Genomic DNA, 19,621 nt, shown 5'->3' on the forward strand with positions numbered 1-19,621 from the left:
TTTTCAGCACTCAAAACCATGCTCAAGTATAAATGCGAGAACGCAGGGGTCATGTTTGAGGAAGTCAACGAGAGATTCACAACCCAAACCTGTTCGAGCTGCGGTGCAATCACCGCAAGCAGTCCGAAAGGTAGAGCAGATTTGCGAATAAGAGTATGGAAATGTGAATGCGGAAGTGTAAATCAACGCGATTTAAACTCCGCCAAGAACATACTTGCGCTTGGGCATAAGCGTCTAGCAGTAGGAATCACCCTCCTTTCAGGTGGGTGAGGATGTCAAACCAAATGGAGAATTAAATCTGGGCAGAAACAATCTGGATGGGTGAGTTGAATTCATATACATCGCAGTTGGGACCAGAGCCAATCCGGTCAATCACGGCAAAATCGCTGGGTGCCTCCAGCGTCAGCAGGGGATGATGCCAGGTCCCGGCGCGGTAATTCACGCCTTGGGAACCATCGCTAATAAACGCTTGAAGCTGGCTGAGTTCTGGCTCATCTGTATTTAAACCCGGTGCCACCACCACCAGAAAGGCTTGCCCCTGCATCGGAATAAAAGCCTGCGACCCTTGAGGATGGCGCTCCAGCATTGCTACCTGAAACGGTATTTGGGTACTCTGGATATTGCGGAAAATACTGATGCCTGCTTGTCCTTCACCAAAAATTTCCGTCATGGCCAGCGCATGATAACGCTCGGTTTGGGCATGGTTAATATGAAAATAGTCATGTCCCTGACAGCTAATCACTTCACCAAAAGGGGCAAAATTGTCCAGGGTCAATGCTTGAATCTGAATGGTATTTTTCATGTTGTTTGAGAGTTCCTGGGCGGGTATTTTTATGGTCATCATCAACTGGTAGAGATGGAGGTCGCTGTCAGCCTGTGGAGTGGGCCAACAGCGACGCTGGTGCGTTAGTCCACCAGTGTGCCCCAGAGGCGAATCCGGCTGATGCCGCCGTCGGGAATCATATTGACCCGGATATGCGAGATTTTATCGTGCTTTAAAATCTGCTCGATAAAGGAATGCACATGGTCCATCTGCATGGGCTGCGCCTCCAGTAAAAATGGCCAGAACATGCTTTGTGGAATCAGTTGCGGATCGGTGGCATCTTCAATATAGACGGCCTGAATCGACACTTCTGCCGGGTAGTTGCCCTTGAAATGGGCGGTGTCGATATCAATTTTTTCAATCTGGCCGGCCTGTCCCAAAGCCAGAATACACCAGTCAAAGCCGGGCGTGCGGCGGCGTTTGGTTTCCCAGCCATCGCCCATATTGATGCTACGACCCGGATTAATCAGATTGCGTGGATGGCCAAAGTGGGCATCGCTATAGGTAATTACCCGGCCGCCGTTTTCAAGCGCCAGTAAATCCAGTGTACCCTGATGATCTGTGGTCTGAATTTTCACCTCGCCATATACGCGAAAACGTGCCACACCGCCATCGGGGAAAATATTCAGACGCACATGGGTATAGACCGCATCAGAGCTGACTTCAAACAGATGATGCTGGCTGGGTCCCAAAATACTGTTGGCTAAAAGCGGCTGCCATTCGGCCTGCTCCAGATTACCTTGCGGCGCATAGCAGGCTTCGACACTGGCTGAAGCGGGATAGTTACCGCTAAAAAAGGTGGTATCAATATCCAGCGCCTGAATTTTGCCAGCCACACCTAACTGGACAATGGCCCAGTCATAACCGGCATGGCGCTTGCGGCGGGTTTCCCAGCCGTCCATCCATTTGCCATGATCATCAAATTTATCTTCCACAAATACTGGTGCTGCAAATTGCAGCATACGCTGCGCATCGGCAAAAAAATCATCTGAACATTCAAGAACTTTTGCACCAATACGGGTATCTGCCAGGTTGGTTAGTGTTTGAAGCTGGGGCGGTAGGTCAAATGTTGGTGCAATTAAAGTGGCCATAATTCTCTTCCATTTATTGTTCATTCACAGCAGGCACGGCCGTGCATCGAAATCAGGCAGTGGCGCCAGATTTGGCTTGTACAGCAGGCCTATTACTACGGGTAGAAGCACAGCCTGTGCCAACTTCTGGCCATGCGACCCAGGCTAAGCATGAAATGGCACGTTTTTCGCTTCAGCTGTTCAGTTTTGACAGGCAAGCCTTGGGAGGAAAAATGAAAATTACAATTATTGGTGCAGGTATTGGCGGATTAACCACAGGGATTGCACTAAAAAAGTTTGGCCATGAAGTGCGTATTTATGAACAGGCCGAGCAGATTCTTCCGGTGGGCGCGGCCATTTCCCTGTGGTCCAATGGGGTGAAGTGCCTGAATTACCTCGGACTGACCGAGCAGGTGGCCGAGCTGGGCGGGCAGATGGATCATCTGGCCTATGTCGATGGCCTGAGCGGTGATGTGATGACCCAGTTCAGCCTGACGCCGTTAATTGAAGAAGTCGGGCAGCGTCCGTATCCGGTGTCGCGCGCGGAACTGCAAAATATGCTGATGGATGCATTTGGTCGTGAGCACATCTATTTAGGCAAGAAAATGGTGGCACTCCAGGAAGATGGTTCACAGGTGACGGTCAGCTTTGCTGATGGCACACAGCTACAAACCGAACTGCTGGTCGGGGCCGATGGTACCCACTCTTTAACCCGCGCCTATGTACTGGATGAAACCGTCGCGCGCCGTTATGCCGGTTATGTCAACTGGAATGGTCTGGTGGAGGTGTCCGAACAGCTGGCCCCGGCCGACCAGTGGACTACCTTTGTCGGAGAAGGCAAGCGCGCTTCCCTGATGCCGGTGGCCGATCAGCGTTTTTATTTTTTCTTTGATGTGCCGCTAGCGGCCGGACTGGAGAATGACCGCAGCCAGTATAAAACACTGTTAAAACAGTATTTTCAGGGCTGGTGTCCGCAGGTGCAGCAGCTGATAGACTCGATTGATGAACAGCGCACCAATCGCGTGGAAATTCATGATATTGAGCCTTTCGCCAATTTTTATAAAGGCCGGGTGGTGCTAGTGGGAGATGCCGCACATAGCACCACGCCAGATATTGGGCAGGGTGGTTGTCAGGCCATGGAAGATGCTATTTATCTGGCGCGTGCCTTACAAATTAATACCCTGGGTATGCAGGATGCCTTAAGCCGCTACCAGAATAAACGTAATGAGCGCGCCAATGAGCTGGTGCTGCGCGCGCGTAAACGCTGTGATGTTACGCATATGAAAGACCAGCAGGTGACGGAAGCCTGGTATGCCGAACTGCGCCAAGAGCAGGGGCCACATATCATGAAAGGCATTATCAGCAATATAGTCGGTAATCCGCTGGATTAAATTTTCTGTGCTAGGTGTCTTTAATCAACACAGGTCAATCGGCTGGTGTTGATGCTGTCTGCTCTGGTGCTGGATCCAGAATGAGTTGCATTAGTACCAGATCACGCCATTGACCAAATTTTTTTCCAACTTGGGGCATATAGCCGCAATGCTGAAAACCTAATTGCTGATGCAAGGCCATTGAACCGCTATTGTCATGGTCAATAGCGGCCACCATCACATGAACCTGATGCGCCTGCGCATGTTGAATTAAGGCTTGCATCAACTGTTTGCCCAAACCCTGCCGGCTGAATTGACGGTCAATAAACACCGAATGTTCGACTGTATGTTTAAAACCGCTGATGCTGCGGAAGGTAGAATAATCGGCATAGCCGGCAATTTGTCCGGTGTCCAGATGTTCGGCTACCAGCAGCGGAAAATTCTGTTTTTGTAATTGCTGGAACCAGTGCTGGAAATGTGCCAGATCAAAGGGCTGTTCATTCCAGGTGTTTACATGCTGTAGCACTTCCGGGTTATAAATCGCCTGAATGGCAGCAAGATCGTGTTCGGTGGCAGGACGAAGATGAAAGCGCATAAGCAGCACATCAGGATAGGAATGAGCGCATTATCATGCCGCTGCGGGCATAAAAAAAGCAAGACCGGAGTCCTGCTTTTTTAGGTTATGTATACGACTTAGAAATGGTATTTCACCAGTGCGCTGACATCATTCTGGTCTGCGCCTTTTACGCCAAATTTGTTGTTCCATACTGAGTGTTCAATACCCACGTATAAACGTGTTTCTGGAGAAATGTGTTTACCCACATTCCATTTGTACTGAGAAGTCCAGTTTAATTCGCTGGCATGCTGAGTACCTTCAGCAGTTGACCAGTCTAGGAAGGCATCAACCAGGAAGTCTTCATTGCCCAGTTTAAATGGTACAGCATAGGTGATGGTCATTTGATAATCATCATCTGTCGTATCATTATCAGCACGATAGAAGTTGATGTTCGCATATTGGGTATATGGAATATCTAAAGCAAAGCCAACGCCATATAAGAAGTTGTTGAACTCAGGGTTGCCACCGTGCCCTGCGTTGTGCTCCCAAGTTGTTGCGACTAACACATCTTTCACTGGACCAAATGCCAGATTTTGACCAGTCACTTCGCCTAGGCTTAAACGTGGTGCCAATTCAAAGTAAGTTGAATCGTCATTGTTGCCATCCCATTGCTGGTCAACAAAGAAGAATACATCTGCATATTTCAGTTTAGCTGCGTATTCAGCAGTTAAGGTGGTACGGTCTTCAGTGCCTCCTAACTCGTAGTTTTCACCATAAAGACCAGTCAAGCTAAAGTCTTGCCATACAATAGGACTCGCCTGAGTGAAGGCAGCAGCGGTTGAGAATGCACAAAGTGCAGCAAGTTGCGTAAGTTTCATAACGGTGTCTTCGTCTTCCCCAAAAAGCGTGTCAAGGATACAGGTTATTAAGCAAAAATAAAGCCAAATTTAACTTTTTATTGGCAATTTTCCGACCAAATTTAGCTGCCGCGATAGGTCGAATAGGCAAAAGGACTGATCAATAACGGGATGTGATAATGCTGTGTCGCCTCCTTAATCTGGAAGTAAATCACCACTTTAGGAAAGAAGCTGTCCAGGCCTTTTCGTTCAAAATAGGCCGCAGTATAAAACTCCAGACTATATGAGCCTTCCGGACAGTCGGCCAAAGCAAAATCGGCGGCCGTGACCCGGCCATCGGTATTGGTTTCGGCTTCGGCCAGTAACTGTTGTTGCTGATTAAATAGCCGGATTTTCACGCCGGTAGCCGGTTGACCCAAATGGGTATCTAAAATATGGGTGCTGATCATGACTGAAGCTCCTGGTTTAAACGCAGTAAGGCAATGTCTGAGAGTTGCTGCTGCACAATGCGCTGTTCAGTGTCGGCATCATTCAGCAGACGATACTGTAAGGCTTGCAGAATATCTTCACTGCTCAAGCCAAAGGCTTTAATCAGGAAAATAAACCCGAATTTTTTTTCATAGGCCAGATTACCCTGTAAAAGTGCCTGCTGGGTGTCGCTATTGAGCTGGACGGCAGCCTGTTCCCGGGCTGAAAATACCTGCTCCTGTGCCGTAAGCTCTTGTTGTGCCTGTTTTTCACCAATTCGAGGATGGTTTGCGAGTGCGGCCTGAATCTCAGGCCAGCTCCAGTGGCTGGCCAGCTGCCGTGAAAACTCTAAAAGTTGCTCGATACTCTCAAAAGGACGCTGTTGGGCAATGACAGTTGCCCATGCCGGAATATGTACACATTGCTGCAAGAATTGGTGAATCTCAGCTTCAGGGGCCTGATTAAATTGATCCAGTTGCACAGTAAGGGTCTCATCATTACATTTAATTTTGTTGCTAAAAGTGCAATATCAGTGCCAAATTTCGGTGAAAATCCAATTTTTCACTGAGATGGTTAAAGCTGCACAAGTCCAGTGCGAGTTTTTTTATTTGACGGGTTCTGGTGCATGATGGCGATACCAATGCGTAGCAATATCACCGCGGCGGCAAATCCAGACCTGTGGATGCAATTGAATGTAGTCTAAAAAGCGTTGCAGGGCTTTAAAGCGTCCCGGGCGCCCCAAAAGACGGCAGTGAATACCAATCGAGAGCATTTTAGGTGCAGTTTCTCCTTCGGCATAGAGTACATCAAAAGCATCTTTCAGGTATTGATAAAACTGCTCGCCACTATTAAAGCCGGCTGCAGCGGCAAACTTCATGTCATTGCTGTCGAGGGTGTAGGGAATAATTAAATGCGGCCGTGACTGGCCCTGGGCATTGGTCAGCGTCTGCCAGAACGGTAAATCATCGCCATAATAATCACAGTCATACTGAATTTGTGGAAATTCGGCCAGTAACTGGCGGGTATTGGGACTGTCGCGGCCGGTATACCAGCCAATGGGTGCATGACCAAACAGGGTTTCCAAGACACTGATCGCCTGATCCATATGCTGGCGTTCAGTGGCCATGTCCATGCTCTGATAATGTAGCCAGCGTTGCCCATGCGACACCACATCATAGTCGGCCTGCTGAATGGCCTCGACCACATATGGATTCCGCGCCAGCGCCATACCGACCCCAAAAATGGTCATCGGTAACTGACGTCGCTGAAATTCCTGATGAATACGCCAGAAACCGGCCCGCGAGCCATATTCGTACATCGAATCCATCGACATATGTCTGGCCGGAAAGCTGGCCGCACCGACAATTTCAGATAAAAACTGCTCAGAACCGGCATCACCATGTTCAATATGATTTTCGCCGCCTTCCTCATAATTCAGCACAAATTGCACTGCAATACGTGCCTGATTCGGCCACTGCGGATGCGGCGGTTGGCCATGATAGCCAATTAAATCACGTGAATAAGGGGCAGAGCGGATTGAGTCAATCAGTGCCTGACCACGCAAGTAAGCAGTTGTCACAACAGGTTATCCTTTTGCTAATTTTTATCAAATATTGCTTGCATATTTTTGAGTTAGGCCCGATATTCAAAGTATAAGGACACGGTTCTGCAGACTCAAAAGTGTTCATCGTTCAATGTGGAGGGTAGCGTCCAAATTAGGTTGAAGATGTTCAATATGCTGGAAAACAGCAAGCGACAAACGTGCCAAGATAAAATAGTTTTGCACAAAAAAGATTCAGAAAACGAAAGAAAGAGAGGATGAGATTATGAATATTGAAATCCGTACAGATAAGAACATCCAAGGTAGCGAACGATTAATTAGTTACGTACGTGCAGAGCTAAGTGATGAATTTAAACGCCATAGTGAGCGTATTACCCATTTTTCCGTACATTTAAGTGATGAAAACGGGGACAAAGGCGGAGATGATGACATCAAATGTATGATTGAAGCACGCCCGGCCGGCTTGAAGCCTGTGGTGGTCAATCATCGTGGTCATAATGTCGATACCGCAATTCATGGCGCCATTGACCGTTTAAAACGTAGTCTGGAGCATGTCTTTGAGAAAAAAGAACATCCGCGTGGTGGACAGCCGGGTCGAGTTGACCTAGATACCGATGTCGACGAATAAGACAGGTATTGGCTGAAAAGCAGAAAAGCCCCAGTATCGGGGCTTTTTTTATAGCAAATTCATGCGACAAGATTACATTTCGCTTAAACAATTTTCACTGAATTGGGCATAATAGAACGAAATTGATTTGATTGAAGAGAGCTCTCTGCATGTTAACGGCACAACAACAACGCTTGGTGCAAGCCATAGAAGAACTAGATCAGGCCCAAGTGCAACAACTTTTGGCCGCGGGGCTTGATCCGAATTTTATTGATCCTGAAAAAGGCCCGGTAATTTCAGTCTGGTCTGATGGCCTGTTTCAGTGGTGGGAAGCCATTTGCGAGGCCTATGAGGCGGGCCAGCCGCACAATGAAGCACAAAAACAGCAGGATTTGGCCGTCCATATGGAAATTCTGGACGCGTTAATTCAGGCCAAGGTCAATTTGCATTTGTGGGATGCGGAAGAAGTCTATGGCCCGTTATGGGACGCCGCCAGTGCCGCCTGTGCACCTGCGGTAAAGCGCCTGCTTGAAGAAAAAGTCGATCCAAACCGTAAAGATGAAGATGGCCTGACCATTTTGTCATCCATCAGTGATTTATTCTTTGATTGCGACTTTGATGAAATTAACTGGGCTGAAGCCTTGCCTGAAGAACAGCAAACCTTAGAACTGCTCCGTGCCCATGGCGCGAAAATGACCAAAGAATTGGCTTAAAATTGAGATAAACACTATGTCAGCATTGAAATTATTGGGTGTGATGGTGGCGACTGCAGTCAGCAGTCAGGTCTTTGCCGCCGAGTTTGCATTTGACCGTCCGGGTGTGGGCATGAGCACCGGAATTACGCCGGTCGGTCAGTTGGCTTGGGAGCAGGCGCTGGCCAATGCGCACTATCAGAAAACCAAAGATGACAATGGTCTGATGCAGGAAATCACTCAGCTGCACGCCGATACCTTGTTGCGTACCGGTCTGGCGGATAATCTAGAATTACAGCTGGGCTGGCAGGGTCCGGGCTGGAGCCGGGTAAAAAGTGCTGGCCAGTCGGTTGAAGAAGATGGTCTGGGGGATGTCAGCATTGGTCTGAAACATGCCATTGATTTAGATGATGAAAAACTGTCGATGGCGGTGCTGGCCGAAGCGCAGATTGCCACCGGGAATGATGGTTTTAGTGCCGAAGAGGATATTTACAGCCTTAGCTCGGCAGTGGCCTACGCCTATAATGATTTACTGACCACCTCAATTAGCATGCGTTATGAGTGGCAGGACAGCAATTGGGCCTTGCAGGCAGTGCCGGGGATTCAATATCAGCTCAGTGATAAATGGGCCGGGTTCTCTGAGTTTATTTACCGCAAAGCAGAAAGCCAGAAGGTAGAATATGCCTTGGGTTCAGGTCTGATTTATGCCTTAAATGCACGTACCCAGCTGGATGCCAGTGTCGGTGTTGATTTAAATGGCGCTGATAAAAGCTATCATGCCGGTTTAGGTGTGGCCTTCCTGTTCTAAGTCCGCTCTGGTTAGGGCGCTGTAGAAAGCGGGGAGTGCACAGCCTCTCTCGCTGACTGCCGAAGAACTGAAACTTATTCTGCTGACGGTCTGGTTACAGGCCGTTTTTTATAGCTGGATCAGCAGCAGAATTGCTACAGATCTTGACACAGGCACTGGTAGATCACGCTATCATGATGGTGATGATCAAAACAGATGCGCGTACCTGTTTGCCGATTTAAGCTCGGCTTGTAAGTTCTGGCGCTGTATATCTTTTCTTACCAGGTGGCACTGCCCAGCGATTGTGAATATTAAAAACAACAACAGGAGGATGAGTCATGATGGAACTGTATATTGCTAACAAGAATTATTCCAGCTGGTCCATGCGGCCGTGGCTGGTCCTTACTGCTTTTGAACTGCCGTTTCGTGAAGTGCTGTTACCCTTTCCCAAAGAACGCGGCACGGGCCATTTTAAACAGGACGTACTGGCAATTAACCCGAATGGCAAGGTACCGGTCTTGGTACATGACGGCCTAATGGTCTGGGATTCACTGGCAATTTGTGAATATCTGGCCGAACAGTTTCCGGAGCGCCAGCTGTGGCCAGCCGGTCGGGCACAGCGGGCTCGGGCGCGCGCTTTGGCTGCTGAAATGCATAGCGGTTTTCAGGCACTGCGTAACCATTGCGGCATGAATATTCGCGCTGATCTGGCAGAAATCGGACAAACGTTATGGGCCGAGCAGCCTGATTTACGTGACGATGTAGCCCGTGTCTGTCAGATCTGGTCTGAGCGTCCGGACCCGGGCGGCTTTCTTTGTGGTGATTTCTCGATTGCTGATGCCTTTTATGCACCGGTGGTGTGGCGTTTTAAAAGCTATGCGCTGCCCGTGAATGAAGACAGCCAGTATTATATGCAGACCATGCTGCAACATCCGGCAATGCAGGCCTGGGTACAGGCGGCGAAACAGGAACAAGACTGGGTCAATTATCTGGAGCCTTATCAGTCCGAACCATCTTCTAGCTAAGTCTTAAGAGGCCGCCGGTTCCAGCGGCTGATACAGCACCACCTGATTACGGCCATAGGCTTTGGCCTGATCGGCCTGACTGAGCAGCTTTTCATAAGGGGTATTGTGGTGCGATAAGGCTATCCCGAAGCTGGCGGTAAAGTGAATCGGCTGGTTATGTTCATCATACAGTTCAATCTGGGTGATGGCCTGCCGGCAGCGCTCGGCCACCTGTTTGGCCTGGTGCGCAGTGGCCTGTTTCAGTACCAGAATAAATTCTTCGCCACCAAAACGGCCCAGCACATCCTGTTCGCGGATATGGCCAGCCAGCACATGACAGACCTGGACCAAGGCTTCATCGCCTTTGTGATGGCCATGCTCATCATTAATCTGTTTAAAATGATCCAGATCGACCAGAATCACTGCATAACTGGATGCCTGTTTGCGGTTCAGTTGTTCCAGACACTGGTTGATACTGCGCCGGTTAAAGGTGTTGGTCAGTGGATCGACCTGACTTAAATGTGCAATCAGCGCCTCCCGATAGCGCCACTGACTCAGCAGAATTGGCACAATAAAAAACAGCATCGACAGCACCCAGAAGCCGTTTTTATAAGGAAAGTCGGTTAATAAAAATAAAGGTGCATAGGTTAACTGGCCGAAAAAGCTTAAATAACCGCAGCTGACCAGATAGAGCGTGGCCGGAATTAAGGCCGAATAGACAATTCTGCGTTCAAACAGCACCAGACCAACCGTAAGCAGGCTAACATAAGTCACCATGGTGGCCGGACTCAGTACCCCGACCAGATAGCCATCGCGGCACAAACTGACCACAAAGGTGGCCACCGCATATATAGCGCCGGGTCCAGTCCTGTTTGCGAAAGTAGTGGCAGATGCCAATCATGCCAATAAACACGAACAGTCCGAATAAATTAATGACCAGCTGCTGTTTTAATAAGGCCAGATTGACCCAGCGCCACAGTTCCGGGGTGAGCAATACCACACTTTTCCAGATGGCCCAGATCACGTGCATCAGGCTGCCCAGAAACAGCATCAGAATACATTTGTTTAAGGTGCACCAGTTCATCACCACTTCTTTTTCGAGTAAATAACGGGTGACTTTGTATTTAAATGTGGGCACAGCACTGTGCGCAATGCGACTTTTCATGCGTGAATCACGCCCCCCAAAAATGAGCGTCTAAAGTCTCATTTTTATACAATTATTTTAATAAAACCTAACATATCATGATTTTAGAGAATTGGTGATGGCTATTTTTTTGTACTTTTCGGAAAAAATATCGTTGCATGGGTGCAACAGTGTGTGTTGTTTAAATCACTTATTTCTATTTTAAACTGCAGTAAAATGGCGCTATTGAAAAAATCACAGTTTAGGATTCTCTCCCATGAAAATTTTGCATATCGACTCGAGTATTTTAGGCGACGCTTCTGTATCACGTCAGTTGTCTAAAGCTATTGTGAACCAGCTACAGGCGAAAAATACAGCGGCCCAAGTTGACTATCTGGATCTGGCTGAACAGACCATTCCGCATTTAACCGCTGAAATTTTAATGGGACAAAATGCCGAGCAAAGCGCTTTAGGCGAACAGATTCTGCAACAATATCTAGATGCTGATGTCGTGGTGGTGGGCGCAGCCATGTATAACTTCGGTCTGCCATCGACTTTAAAAGCCTGGATTGACCGGATTAGCGTGGCAGGTCGTACCTTTAAATACACCGAAAATGGCCCGGTCGGTCTGGCAGGTGACAAGAAAGTGTATATCGCCAGCAGCCGCGGTGGTGTCTATGGCGAACAAAGCCCGGTTGATTTCCAGGAAGCATTCCTGAAAACCGTGTTTAACTTTACCGGTGTCAGTGATATTGAAGTAGTACGTGCTGAAGGGGTTAGCATGAGCGATATTAAAGATCAGGCGATTACTACGGCATTAGACCAGATTGCCAAAATCTAAGCTTTACGGCGCTGCATTAATCACAAAAAAGGTCAGTTTCTACTGACCTTTTTTTATGGCGTTTTAATCTTGGTCCTGCTGATGGGCAAATTCGGCTAAATCGGCCAGCGCCATTTTGGCTTCATCAAACCACGGTGAGAACATAATAAAGTTATGCCACATACCGGTATACAGTTTAAAACTGACCTTCACGCCCGCCTGTTCGGCCTTGTCACGAAAACGCTGCGCATCATCCAGCAGCAGTTCTTTAGAACCCACCTGCACCAAGGTTGGTGGTAAATCGGTTAAATCATCAAATAGCGGCGAAACACGCGGATCACCACGATCGACCGACGGTGGCACATAGTATTGAATCCCGGTTTCCAGAGTTTCAATCGACAATAAGGCATCGTGTTTGCGGTTATAACGAATTGATTCACTGGTCAGGGTTAAATCCAAAAATGGTGAGAGCAACATGAGGCCGCTGACTTGCGGTAACTGTTCATCACGGATTTTTAAGGCCAGTGCCAGCGCCAGATTGGCGCCGCAGGAATCTCCTGCCAGCAAAATATCTTTGGCCTGTACGCCCTGATCCAGCAGGGTCTGATAGACATCAAAAATTGCTTCTAAGGCTTCCGGGAATGGATTTTCAGGCGCCAGCGGATAATCGATATGAATCACCTGCATCTGGGTGCGGGCGGCCAGTTCAGTCAGAAATGGGCGATGGGTATTTAAAGACCCTAAATAAAAGGCACCACCGTGAATATAGAAAATCAGTTGGGTGGCTTCATCTTGCGGCTTGATTTCTTCGGCTTTCAGGCCAGCCAGACGTAAAGCGCGGACTTCAACAGTTTTATTGGTCGGAAACAGCCGGCACATCTGTTCGAGGGCGAAACGCAGCGGATTATGCGGTAAATTATATTGGCTTGGCAGGCGGATGGTGGTTTTTAAAAAGCCTTCTGTGAAAATTTGTTTCAATAACGGGTTGATCTTCATTGTTCTTCCATCTTGTTCTTGATTTTGGCCTGTGCTTGCGTATTTACCAACACAATTTACAAGGTTACACTAAATGGTCACATTCAAAAATTGCAAATTTGTAGTGACTTTTTAATACTAAGGCTGTCTAACACTAGACTAGGGAATCAAAAAAAATGAAAAAAATTGCACTGGCATTAGGATTAATGGGTTTAACAGCTTTGGCGAATGCTGCTGATCCGCTAAATGGTACTGTCTGGAAAACAATTGATGACAAAACCAAGCAAGCAAAAGCAACCGTCAAATTTACCGAGCAGAAAAATGGCACGTTAACTGCAACAATTCAGTCCATTTTAACGCCGGGTGAAGAAAATGCCTGTACAAAATGTGAAGGACCTTACAAAAACAAATCCTTGAAAGGTTTAACCATTGTACGTGGTTTAAAGAATTCGGGTGGTACCAACTATGACAGCGGTTCAATTCTGGATCCGCAATCAGGTAAAACCTACAAGTTAAAAGGTCAACTGGCTGATGGCGGGCAGAAATTACAATTGCGTGGCTATATTGGCGTAGCAGCGCTGGGTCGTAACCAGACCTGGGTTCGTGTGAAATAAGCCAGCCAATAGAAACGGATTAAACCAGAAAGCCTGATGCAGATGCATCAGGCTTTTTGATTTTAAGCGGATAAATCAAAAGCGGATAAAAGAACTTATCCGTTTAAGGCGCGATAGGCGGTTTCATCAAAACCAACAATAAAGCCGTCTGCGGTGGCCAGCACAGGACGTTTGATCAGGCTGTTGTGAGTGCGTAAGGCTTCAATTAAATCTGCTTCGCTGGACAGGGCTTGTGCCTGTTCCGCTTCCGACAGTTTGCGCCAGGTGGTGCCTTTTTTATTCAGAATTTTGTCCTGACCTTCAGCATCCAGCCAGTGTTTTAGCGTTTCTGCATCAATCCCCTGTTTTTTATAATCATGAAATTCATAAGCCAGGCCCAGTTCATTGAGCAGATCAAAGGCTTTTTTCATGGAGTTGCAGTTTTTAATACCATAAATTTTAAGCATAAAGCGGATTCCAGCAAGAAACACAATGCTCAAGAGATTAACCAAAAAATTGGTTTTGCACTATAGCGGGTATAAATATTGAGTTCATGGTTCTGAAATTAAACCGTCATTAAAATGCAACGCTACCGCGCCATAATAGTGGCAGAAAAACAAGACAACACTTGAGAAGAATTATTCGTACTAAGAAAAAAACGAAAAGCAAAGAGCCAATATAAAAAATAAAAGCCCAGATGTAGAAAACCCGCATTTAATCATCCTGATTATGCGGGTCTCACTACAACGTCCGATGTCACATCCTTGAAACAAAGACCATCATGGCTTTGTTTATTTGCATCCTACGGCTTCCTGTCCCTTTGTTGTCATCCTGACACTGTCCCTTTGCCGTGCTGCAATAATGCGCCGATTTAAAAAGCAGATAAAGGTCTGAATGACGACAAAATATGTCGGAAATAAACCTCTATTGAGTGAACAATTGTTCACTAAATAGGAAGGTTTTTAGTTGAGTTTATAATCAATAATCACCGGGGCGTGGTCGCTATACCATTCCTCTTTGTAGACCCAGGCATTGACGGTACGTGCTTTCCAGTCCGGTGAGCAGGCATGATAGTCAATCCGCCAGCCAACGTTCTTGGCACGCGCTTGGCCACGGTTCGACCACCAGGAATACAGTTCGGCTTCTTTGCGCACTTCACGGAAGGTGTCGACATAGCCCAGATCATCATAGATATGATCGAGCCAGGCACGTTCATGCGGTAAACAGCCGGAAGATTTCTGGTTGCCTGACCAGTTTTTAATATCAATACGTTTATGCACGATATTGTAGTCGCCGCAGACAATGATCGATTTATTTTCATCGCGCCATTGTTTCAGGATTTTTGTATATTCTTCGAGGAAGTGGTCTTTACGGGCTTGTGCTTCTTCACCCGATGAACCCGATGGCAGGTACAGCGAGCAGATATGTACCGGATAACCCAGACCTAAATCAAATTCTGCCGTGACAAAACGGCCTTGGGAGTCGGCCAGTTCAAAGCCTAAACCATCCTGAATAGACACAAACGGCAGGCGGCTGTAAATGGCGGTGCCAGCATAGCCCGGACGTTCAGCTGCGAACAGATGGGTATGCCAGCCTTCCGGTTTGAATTTATCAGTCCACTGCGCATGGGTCAGACGGCTTTCCTGAATGCAGATGACATCAGCCTCTGATTTTTCCATCCACTCCAGCAGGCCTTTACTGACCGAAGAACGCAGGCCATTGACGTTAATTGAAACCACACGAAGAATTTTTTGATCACTCGGATAGCTACTCTTTGGTATCATGCGCAGGTCTTACCTCAATTTATGAATTTTGGAGCACCTCATGTCAACGCAAGCGACATTTAACCCTCAAGCTTTTATCGAACTCGCATTATCACGTGGTGTGCTTAAATTTGGTGAGTTTACTTTAAAATCGGGTCGCGTGAGTCCTTATTTTTTTAATGCCGGTTTATTAAATGATGGCGAAGCCTTGTCATTACTGGCGTCAGGCTATGCAGCCAAGTTAACAGAATGTGAAAATGTTGATGTGATTTTTGGCCCAGCCTATAAAGGCATTCCATTTGTGGCGGCAACGGCGGTGGCTTTATCGCAAAATCATAGCGTGAGTGTGCCTTGGGGCTTTAACCGTAAAGAAGCCAAAGATCATGGTGAAGGTGGCGTATTGGTCGGTGCATCGGTTGAAGGTAAAAAAGTCTGGATTATTGATGATGTGATTACCGCAGGTACAGCAATTCGTGAAGTGGTGACCATTTTAAAAAATGCGGGTGCCACAATTGCCGGTGTACTGGTCGCGCTAGATCGTCAGGAAAAAGGGCAGGGTGATTTGTCTGCGATTCAGGAAGTTCAAAAAGAGCTAGAAATTCCGGTACATGCCTTAATTACCATGAAAGATTTAATGAATTATCTGGATGCCAAAGGTGAAAAAGAGGCTTTGGCGAAGATGGAAGCATATCGTGTGAAGTATGGGATCTAAGTGCTTGTCAGTTTTATTGAATGATCGTTGGAATGTTGATCTAACTCAGCGTGGAATGTGATCAATCTATAAAAAGCTCAACTCAGCTGAGTTGAGCTTTTTTTATATAATAACTATATGATTTATATAAAATAAAAATATGATTTCGTATAAGGCGTATTATGCTAATTTGAGATAGACTTAAACTTCTTAATACGACGGAACCGTTTAAAACCTATTTGCTTTTGGATTTAGATAGAGCTTATGAATCAGAATGATATGAATAGCCACCAAAATTCTAGACACACATAATCATCTTTTGATGGGCCTTTTCATAATCTAATGGAGAACGCTGACCATTGGAACCATGTCTGCGTTTTGAATTGTAGAACATCTCAATATATTCAAAGATATCCGACCTTGCTTCAGTCCTGGTCGCATAGATTTTCTTTTTAATTCGTTCCCGCTTTAATAGCTGGAAGAAGCTTTCTGCAACAGCATTGTCATGGCATGAGCAGTGTACTGCGCAAGTCGACGACTCATACTACTTTCAAGATTATGATGTTTGAGAAATGTCTGCCATTCATGACTGGTGTATTGGCTGCCTTGGTCAGAATGGATTAGGACTTTGTTCTTTGGGTTTCTTCGCCACAAAGCCATCAATAACGCATCTAAAACCAGATCTGCCGTGATTCTGGATTTCATAGACCAGCCAACAACAAGACGTGAAAACAGGTCAATCACAACTGCGAGATATAGCCACCCTTCATGAGTGCGGATATAAGGGTGAGTAGACCAAGGGAATCTCACCCTTAGCCCCTCGCAGAACCGGACGTGAACCTCTCAGCTCATCCGGCTCCCATTATCCAACCGATGGTAAACATCCCATTTTCCAGTGCACAAAGGCATTTGGAAAATCACGCGCAAGTCGCCCTATCAACGGCAAACTTAAATATTTTCGGATATTAACAGAACGCTATAGAAATAGACGGAAACGATTTGGTCTAAGAATGAATTTAATTGTTGGAATGGTGAATTGGATGCTCTTGAATTAACTTTCGCAAGAGATCTATTGGTGAAGTTTATTTATTCATTTTGAAAAAAAGCGAGAATTTATATCCTCGCTTTTTGAATTTGCATAAGATGTATTATTTTAATTGTAAAAATTTTTAATCAATTTCATACTCTGATGGATCTATCTTATACTTTTTAAAAAGTGCCGAACGTACAGAATCATTTATAGTCTCATCATTTTTAATAATCAAATATATATCTTTCTGGATTAAAGCTACACTTTTAGCCATGTTTAATAAGTCTTTAGATCTTATGGCTGAAAGCTCACTAGGTTGCTTTAAAATTTCAGGATCTTGTTCTTCAAAATTAAAATCAACCCCCTGTAAATTGAAGTAAACTTTTACTCTTTGATTTAAAGAGTCACTATCATCATATAGTACTGTTCCCTCTGGAAGAATCGAATATTCTGGTAATGTAGAGTTCTGGGAATATTTACCTTCAAATGAATAAATCTTTAAAGGTCTTTCTAATATATGAATTTTTGGCACTTCTGTTCCTCGCCATAGATATATATTCAATAAAAGTTGAATGAGAAAAAGTAAAGATAATATTATGATTATTAATTTTCTTTTCATTTCAACTACCTATTAATACGATAAGTGTTTTTTATGTTAACTTTTACATCTGGAGACTCTTTTAAGTAATCATTCAAATTATCTGGTAAAAATAAATAGTTAGGCATTTCATATTTACTAGCCTTAAAAGCAAGTTTAGCCGTAGTAGGTAAGACTTTATCAGAGTTAACAAATCTATGACCTGATTTAGCCATACTTGGTATGGCCTTTTTTGTTGCATCTAAACTTTGGGTAGTACAGTTAGGTCCTAAAGCAAAGTAATCTTGATTAAGCTTATATCGTTTATAATGTGTAGTATTTTGGACAGATAAAGATGATTTAATTAAATTATTATAATAATTAATAACTAAATTAGCCTGACTATCAAAAATTTTATAGCCATAGGCATAAGTTGTTCTAGAACGTCCGCTATTCGCCCCTTGCCTATTTTCTTCCTCAATATATGCTGAAAAACTACTCCAAACTTTTAAGATACCTTCGCCACGAGGACTACTAGCTCCAGATAGAGTAAAAGGACCAAAAGTCTCAGGTTTAATGCGACCATAACGACCAAAATCGTAAATATACTCTTTCCCTTGTACTTTAATATATACAGCAGTATGTCCATAAGGAGATTCCTTTTCTCCTGTACCATAAGCACTTCCTACCAACAGATGTAATTCAGCCTCAGGTTTTAAAGAAACTTGTTGAGTTGGTGAGTTTGAACTTTTTGTTGTATTACTTGTTGTTGTTGTCGTCACATTAACTCTCTTCTTGATCAAACCATTTTACTTCTAGTTCATCAGTTTCAGGAGACTTAATTGTATGTGTCATCCCTTCATTATCTGTAAACCCATAGGTCTTAATGCCTGTTCTTTTATTCAAAATTGAATAAGGAATATTTATTAAAATTTCATTATTTTCGGAATTAATTGCCTGAAAATTTCGATGTTCTGTTTTAATTCTTATATCAGGCAAAACTGTTCTAGCAATGTCAACTTTTGTTCCATTTTTAAAAAGATGTTGTCCTGCTTTGGCTTCAAACTTTGCAGGAGTTATAATTTTAATACCATCTTTATTAATGATAATCTGAGAACCACCAGCCATAGGTTTACCTATTCTTTATCAATTGTAAAAATTCAATTAAAATTGGAAAATATAAACATTTCAAAACCTTGGGTGTAAACATGACTTTCATTGTAGCCATACAATTAAATGATAGCATCATTGTCACCACAGACAATAAAAAAATTGTTTTAAAAGAATCTGGTGAAATTCAATTTAATACTAAAAAAAGTCAAAAAATCTACTCATGGGACAAAGGTATTATCACGGGTACAGGTGAAAGTTATGTCATTAGCCGATCTATTGAACTATTTAAGACATTAGCTCACTCAGACATCAACAAACTTCCTCAATGCCTCGATATTTCTAGACAAATAAGAGAATTCGAAGTAGGAACTGACTATTTTCAGATTGAAAATACTAAACTACCTTGTTCCAGTTATAGCGAATATGGCGCACAGCTCTATACAATACAACGCTTTGAACCCTCACAACCGTATGAAGTCACCGTGATTTCCCCTATGGATATTAGAGTTTGGTTGTTTCATCCTAATATTGAAGCCATATCTAATGACTTACAAAACCTCTATGCTGATCTAAAAGATTACAGCACCTTTACCGATAAAGCTGAATGGATTAATTACTATCTCAACCACCTTGCACCGATGTATCAAAAGCAGAGCAAACAAGACCCACTGATGAGTAAAAGGTTTGATTTCTTTCTTCAGGCGAAGAATGAGTATGTGTTTGGGCATGTTCCCAATACCCAAGAAACAGCTTTGAATTTTCAAGAAATATCCACTAATTTTGGAGCTATTTAAAATAAACTGTTATACGAAATTGACAATATGTACAGAATTCTGTGCATTTATATTGTAAAGTTTCAATCCCTACCGCTGAGGTAGTCTAGCTAGCAGCGTTTTGACGCAGCTTACCCTATGAGGGATAGATATATACAATGTATTTACATATGTGGATGCACGTAACAATTTAAAATCTGTTTTAGATAAAGTCTTGATGATGTAGACGTTGCTCTTATTAGGCGGATTCAAGCGGCAAGTGCAACAGTATAAAAACCAGCCATAACTTCACTCGGTGTATACCAGCCTAGTGTTTTTCTAGGACGATGGTTAAGTGACAATTCTATCTGCTCTATTTCATCGTTTGA

Annotated in this window: 25 protein-coding genes and 5 pseudogenes; 12 read left to right on the forward strand and 18 right to left on the reverse strand. The window is 44.8% G+C overall.

The genetic code is table 11. The annotated features are described in order from the left end of the window. A partial coding sequence (locus FTU50_RS13315; protein WP_180047450.1) for a zinc ribbon domain-containing protein occupies nucleotides 1-270 on the forward strand: 270 nt, incomplete at its 5' end. A 22-nt stretch (nucleotides 271-292) separates the two neighbouring features. Here the strand turns inward: FTU50_RS13315 and FTU50_RS13320 are convergent. Further along, on the reverse strand, nucleotides 293-802 hold the full coding sequence (locus FTU50_RS13320; protein ID WP_180047452.1) for an ureidoglycolate lyase: 510 nt from the start codon (nucleotides 800-802) through the stop codon (nucleotides 293-295). Nucleotides 803-906: 104 nt separating this feature from the next. Beyond that, on the reverse strand, nucleotides 907-1,914 hold the full coding sequence (gene alc, locus FTU50_RS13325) for an allantoicase (RefSeq protein WP_180047454.1): 1,008 nt from the start codon (nucleotides 1,912-1,914) through the stop codon (nucleotides 907-909). A 212-nt stretch (nucleotides 1,915-2,126) separates the two neighbouring features. Here alc and hpxO point away from each other — a divergent pair, with 212 nt between their 5' ends. Next, a complete protein-coding gene (gene hpxO / locus FTU50_RS13330; protein WP_104513247.1) occupies nucleotides 2,127-3,284 on the forward strand; it encodes an FAD-dependent urate hydroxylase HpxO in 1,158 nt (385 codons plus the stop codon). A 34-nt stretch (nucleotides 3,285-3,318) separates the two neighbouring features. Here hpxO and FTU50_RS13335 read toward each other — a convergent pair whose 3' ends face one another. The 5 genes from FTU50_RS13335 to puuE form a co-directional block, all read right to left on the reverse strand. Further along, the gene (locus FTU50_RS13335; protein WP_016658725.1) at nucleotides 3,319-3,858 is read right to left on the reverse strand and encodes a GNAT family N-acetyltransferase; all 540 of its coding nucleotides are present in this window, start codon (nucleotides 3,856-3,858) and stop codon (nucleotides 3,319-3,321) included. Nucleotides 3,859-3,956: 98 nt separating this feature from the next. Further along, entirely contained in the window at nucleotides 3,957-4,697 is a 741-nt protein-coding gene (locus tag FTU50_RS13340) for an outer membrane protein OmpK (RefSeq protein WP_180047458.1), read from the reverse strand. Between the two features lie 101 nt (nucleotides 4,698-4,798). Continuing rightward, on the reverse strand, nucleotides 4,799-5,125 hold the full coding sequence (uraH, locus tag FTU50_RS13345; RefSeq protein ID WP_180047460.1) for a hydroxyisourate hydrolase: 327 nt from the start codon (nucleotides 5,123-5,125) through the stop codon (nucleotides 4,799-4,801). Continuing rightward, nucleotides 5,122-5,625 carry a 2-oxo-4-hydroxy-4-carboxy-5-ureidoimidazoline decarboxylase gene (gene uraD / locus FTU50_RS13350; RefSeq protein WP_180047462.1) on the reverse strand — a complete coding sequence of 168 codons (504 nt, stop codon included), beginning with the start codon at nucleotides 5,623-5,625 and terminating at the stop codon, nucleotides 5,122-5,124. Before uraD ends, uraH begins: the two co-directional genes overlap by 4 nt. Nucleotides 5,626-5,748: 123 nt before the next feature. After that, the gene (gene puuE / locus FTU50_RS13355) at nucleotides 5,749-6,723 is read right to left on the reverse strand and encodes an allantoinase PuuE (protein ID WP_168384482.1); all 975 of its coding nucleotides are present in this window, start codon (nucleotides 6,721-6,723) and stop codon (nucleotides 5,749-5,751) included. A gap of 247 nt (nucleotides 6,724-6,970) precedes the next feature. On the opposite strand from puuE, the gene FTU50_RS13360 reads away from it, so the two are divergent. From FTU50_RS13360 to FTU50_RS13375, 4 genes are all read left to right on the forward strand, one after another. After that, nucleotides 6,971-7,333, forward strand: coding sequence for an HPF/RaiA family ribosome-associated protein (locus FTU50_RS13360; protein WP_005180845.1), 363 nt, complete (start codon nucleotides 6,971-6,973; stop codon nucleotides 7,331-7,333). A gap of 149 nt (nucleotides 7,334-7,482) precedes the next feature. Next, nucleotides 7,483-8,025, forward strand: coding sequence for a hypothetical protein (locus tag FTU50_RS13365; RefSeq protein ID WP_045796529.1), 543 nt, complete (start codon nucleotides 7,483-7,485; stop codon nucleotides 8,023-8,025). A 16-nt stretch (nucleotides 8,026-8,041) separates the two neighbouring features. After that, nucleotides 8,042-8,812 carry a transporter gene (locus tag FTU50_RS13370; RefSeq protein ID WP_180063737.1) on the forward strand — a complete coding sequence of 257 codons (771 nt, stop codon included), beginning with the start codon at nucleotides 8,042-8,044 and terminating at the stop codon, nucleotides 8,810-8,812. A 317-nt stretch (nucleotides 8,813-9,129) separates the two neighbouring features. Beyond that, nucleotides 9,130-9,816: a glutathione S-transferase family protein gene (locus FTU50_RS13375; protein ID WP_168381602.1), complete on the forward strand. Its 687-nt coding sequence runs from the start codon at nucleotides 9,130-9,132 to the stop codon at nucleotides 9,814-9,816. Nucleotides 9,817-9,819: 3 nt separating this feature from the next. On the opposite strand, the gene FTU50_RS15595 is transcribed toward FTU50_RS13375, so the two are convergent. Continuing rightward, nucleotides 9,820-10,638, reverse strand: a complete 819-nt coding sequence (locus tag FTU50_RS15595) for a GGDEF domain-containing protein (protein WP_373685475.1) — start codon at nucleotides 10,636-10,638, stop codon at nucleotides 9,820-9,822. Continuing rightward, a complete protein-coding gene (locus FTU50_RS15600) occupies nucleotides 10,556-10,960 on the reverse strand; it encodes a hypothetical protein (RefSeq protein WP_228280998.1) in 405 nt (134 codons plus the stop codon). Before FTU50_RS15600 ends, FTU50_RS15595 begins: the two co-directional genes overlap by 83 nt. A gap of 235 nt (nucleotides 10,961-11,195) precedes the next feature. Between FTU50_RS15600 and FTU50_RS13385 the strand changes: the two genes are divergently transcribed. After that, nucleotides 11,196-11,759 carry an FMN-dependent NADH-azoreductase gene (locus FTU50_RS13385; RefSeq protein WP_005180838.1) on the forward strand — a complete coding sequence of 188 codons (564 nt, stop codon included), beginning with the start codon at nucleotides 11,196-11,198 and terminating at the stop codon, nucleotides 11,757-11,759. Between the two features lie 63 nt (nucleotides 11,760-11,822). Here FTU50_RS13385 and FTU50_RS13390 read toward each other — a convergent pair whose 3' ends face one another. Continuing rightward, nucleotides 11,823-12,734 carry an alpha/beta hydrolase gene (locus FTU50_RS13390; RefSeq protein WP_104513183.1) on the reverse strand — a complete coding sequence of 304 codons (912 nt, stop codon included), beginning with the start codon at nucleotides 12,732-12,734 and terminating at the stop codon, nucleotides 11,823-11,825. Between the two features lie 155 nt (nucleotides 12,735-12,889). Between FTU50_RS13390 and FTU50_RS13395 the strand changes: the two genes are divergently transcribed. Further along, entirely contained in the window at nucleotides 12,890-13,327 is a 438-nt protein-coding gene (locus tag FTU50_RS13395; protein WP_005180835.1) for a DUF2147 domain-containing protein, read from the forward strand. Nucleotides 13,328-13,422: 95 nt separating this feature from the next. Here the strand turns inward: FTU50_RS13395 and FTU50_RS13400 are convergent, their stop codons facing one another. Both FTU50_RS13400 and FTU50_RS13405 read right to left on the reverse strand, forming a co-directional pair. Beyond that, entirely contained in the window at nucleotides 13,423-13,773 is a 351-nt protein-coding gene (locus FTU50_RS13400; protein WP_016658732.1) for a Spx/MgsR family RNA polymerase-binding regulatory protein, read from the reverse strand. Between the two features lie 495 nt (nucleotides 13,774-14,268). After that, nucleotides 14,269-15,090 (reverse strand): exodeoxyribonuclease III, encoded by an 822-nt coding sequence (locus tag FTU50_RS13405; protein WP_104471930.1) that lies wholly within the window; start codon nucleotides 15,088-15,090, stop codon nucleotides 14,269-14,271. Between the two features lie 40 nt (nucleotides 15,091-15,130). Between FTU50_RS13405 and pyrE the strand changes: the two genes are divergently transcribed. Beyond that, nucleotides 15,131-15,781, forward strand: a complete 651-nt coding sequence (gene pyrE, locus FTU50_RS13410) for an orotate phosphoribosyltransferase (RefSeq protein ID WP_005180830.1) — start codon at nucleotides 15,131-15,133, stop codon at nucleotides 15,779-15,781. A 277-nt stretch (nucleotides 15,782-16,058) separates the two neighbouring features. Here pyrE and FTU50_RS13415 read toward each other — a convergent pair. Together FTU50_RS13415 and FTU50_RS15725 are read right to left on the reverse strand one after the other, a co-directional pair. After that, nucleotides 16,059-16,543, reverse strand: a pseudogene (locus FTU50_RS13415) (IS3 family transposase); the annotation flags it as partial. 79 nt (nucleotides 16,544-16,622) lie between these two features. Beyond that, nucleotides 16,623-16,697 (reverse strand): annotated as a pseudogene (locus FTU50_RS15725) (reverse transcriptase); the annotation flags it as partial. Here FTU50_RS15725 and FTU50_RS13420 point away from each other — a divergent pair. Next, nucleotides 16,696-16,815: pseudogene (locus tag FTU50_RS13420) on the forward strand (IS5/IS1182 family transposase); the annotation flags it as partial. The pseudogenes FTU50_RS15725 and FTU50_RS13420 sit on opposite strands and share 2 nt — an antisense overlap. Before the next feature lie 114 nt (nucleotides 16,816-16,929). On the opposite strand, the gene FTU50_RS13425 reads toward FTU50_RS13420, so the two are convergent. From FTU50_RS13425 to FTU50_RS15605, 3 genes are read right to left on the reverse strand one after another with little or no spacing between them, the layout of a single operon-like run. Further along, nucleotides 16,930-17,409 carry a hypothetical protein gene (locus tag FTU50_RS13425; protein ID WP_034598040.1) on the reverse strand — a complete coding sequence of 160 codons (480 nt, stop codon included), beginning with the start codon at nucleotides 17,407-17,409 and terminating at the stop codon, nucleotides 16,930-16,932. Between the two features lie 5 nt (nucleotides 17,410-17,414). Continuing rightward, on the reverse strand, nucleotides 17,415-18,149 hold the full coding sequence (locus FTU50_RS13430; RefSeq protein ID WP_152342572.1) for a hypothetical protein: 735 nt from the start codon (nucleotides 18,147-18,149) through the stop codon (nucleotides 17,415-17,417). A 1-nt stretch (nucleotide 18,150) separates the two neighbouring features. Continuing rightward, nucleotides 18,151-18,495, reverse strand: coding sequence for a hypothetical protein (locus FTU50_RS15605; RefSeq protein ID WP_005180824.1), 345 nt, complete (start codon nucleotides 18,493-18,495; stop codon nucleotides 18,151-18,153). Between the two features lie 80 nt (nucleotides 18,496-18,575). Between FTU50_RS15605 and FTU50_RS13440 the strand changes: the two genes are divergently transcribed. Both FTU50_RS13440 and FTU50_RS15610 read left to right on the forward strand, forming a co-directional pair. Further along, nucleotides 18,576-19,274, forward strand: a complete 699-nt coding sequence (locus tag FTU50_RS13440) for a hypothetical protein (RefSeq protein ID WP_180069837.1) — start codon at nucleotides 18,576-18,578, stop codon at nucleotides 19,272-19,274. 124 nt (nucleotides 19,275-19,398) lie between these two features. Then, nucleotides 19,399-19,523, forward strand: a pseudogene (locus FTU50_RS15610) (type II toxin-antitoxin system prevent-host-death family antitoxin); the annotation flags it as partial. Here FTU50_RS15610 and FTU50_RS13445 read toward each other — a convergent pair. Next, nucleotides 19,502-19,621: pseudogene (locus FTU50_RS13445) on the reverse strand (IS30 family transposase); the annotation flags it as partial. The pseudogenes FTU50_RS15610 and FTU50_RS13445 overlap by 22 nt on opposite strands.

Source organism: Acinetobacter sp. YH12112 (assembly GCF_013418945.1).
Taxonomy (GTDB): domain Bacteria; phylum Pseudomonadota; class Gammaproteobacteria; order Pseudomonadales; family Moraxellaceae; genus Acinetobacter; species Acinetobacter indicus.

Bases quoted from the DNA above. Each gene is read 5' to 3' on its own strand.
- FTU50_RS13320 (WP_180047452.1), bottom strand. From the start codon at position 802: ATGAAAAATACCATTCAGATTCAAGCATTGACCCTGGACAATTTTGCC.
- alc (WP_180047454.1), bottom strand. From the start codon at position 1,914: ATGGCCACTTTAATTGCACCAACATTTGACCTACCGCCCCAGCTTCAA.
- hpxO (WP_104513247.1), top strand. From the start codon at position 2,127: ATGAAAATTACAATTATTGGTGCAGGTATTGGCGGATTAACCACAGGG.
- FTU50_RS13335 (WP_016658725.1), bottom strand. From the start codon at position 3,858: ATGCGCTTTCATCTTCGTCCTGCCACCGAACACGATCTTGCTGCCATT.
- FTU50_RS13340 (WP_180047458.1), bottom strand. From the start codon at position 4,697: ATGAAACTTACGCAACTTGCTGCACTTTGTGCATTCTCAACCGCTGCT.
- uraH (WP_180047460.1), bottom strand. From the start codon at position 5,125: ATGATCAGCACCCATATTTTAGATACCCATTTGGGTCAACCGGCTACC.
- FTU50_RS13360 (WP_005180845.1), top strand. From the start codon at position 6,971: ATGAATATTGAAATCCGTACAGATAAGAACATCCAAGGTAGCGAACGA.
- FTU50_RS13365 (WP_045796529.1), top strand. From the start codon at position 7,483: ATGTTAACGGCACAACAACAACGCTTGGTGCAAGCCATAGAAGAACTA.
- FTU50_RS13370 (WP_180063737.1), top strand. From the start codon at position 8,042: ATGTCAGCATTGAAATTATTGGGTGTGATGGTGGCGACTGCAGTCAGC.
- FTU50_RS13375 (WP_168381602.1), top strand. From the start codon at position 9,130: ATGATGGAACTGTATATTGCTAACAAGAATTATTCCAGCTGGTCCATG.
- FTU50_RS15600 (WP_228280998.1), bottom strand. From the start codon at position 10,960: ATGAAAAGTCGCATTGCGCACAGTGCTGTGCCCACATTTAAATACAAA.
- FTU50_RS13385 (WP_005180838.1), top strand. From the start codon at position 11,196: ATGAAAATTTTGCATATCGACTCGAGTATTTTAGGCGACGCTTCTGTA.
- FTU50_RS13390 (WP_104513183.1), bottom strand. From the start codon at position 12,734: ATGAAGATCAACCCGTTATTGAAACAAATTTTCACAGAAGGCTTTTTA.
- FTU50_RS13395 (WP_005180835.1), top strand. From the start codon at position 12,890: ATGAAAAAAATTGCACTGGCATTAGGATTAATGGGTTTAACAGCTTTG.
- FTU50_RS13400 (WP_016658732.1), bottom strand. From the start codon at position 13,773: ATGCTTAAAATTTATGGTATTAAAAACTGCAACTCCATGAAAAAAGCC.
- FTU50_RS13405 (WP_104471930.1), bottom strand. From the start codon at position 15,090: ATGATACCAAAGAGTAGCTATCCGAGTGATCAAAAAATTCTTCGTGTG.
- pyrE (WP_005180830.1), top strand. From the start codon at position 15,131: ATGTCAACGCAAGCGACATTTAACCCTCAAGCTTTTATCGAACTCGCA.
- FTU50_RS13425 (WP_034598040.1), bottom strand. From the start codon at position 17,409: ATGAAAAGAAAATTAATAATCATAATATTATCTTTACTTTTTCTCATT.
- FTU50_RS15605 (WP_005180824.1), bottom strand. From the start codon at position 18,495: ATGGCTGGTGGTTCTCAGATTATCATTAATAAAGATGGTATTAAAATT.
- FTU50_RS13440 (WP_180069837.1), top strand. From the start codon at position 18,576: ATGACTTTCATTGTAGCCATACAATTAAATGATAGCATCATTGTCACC.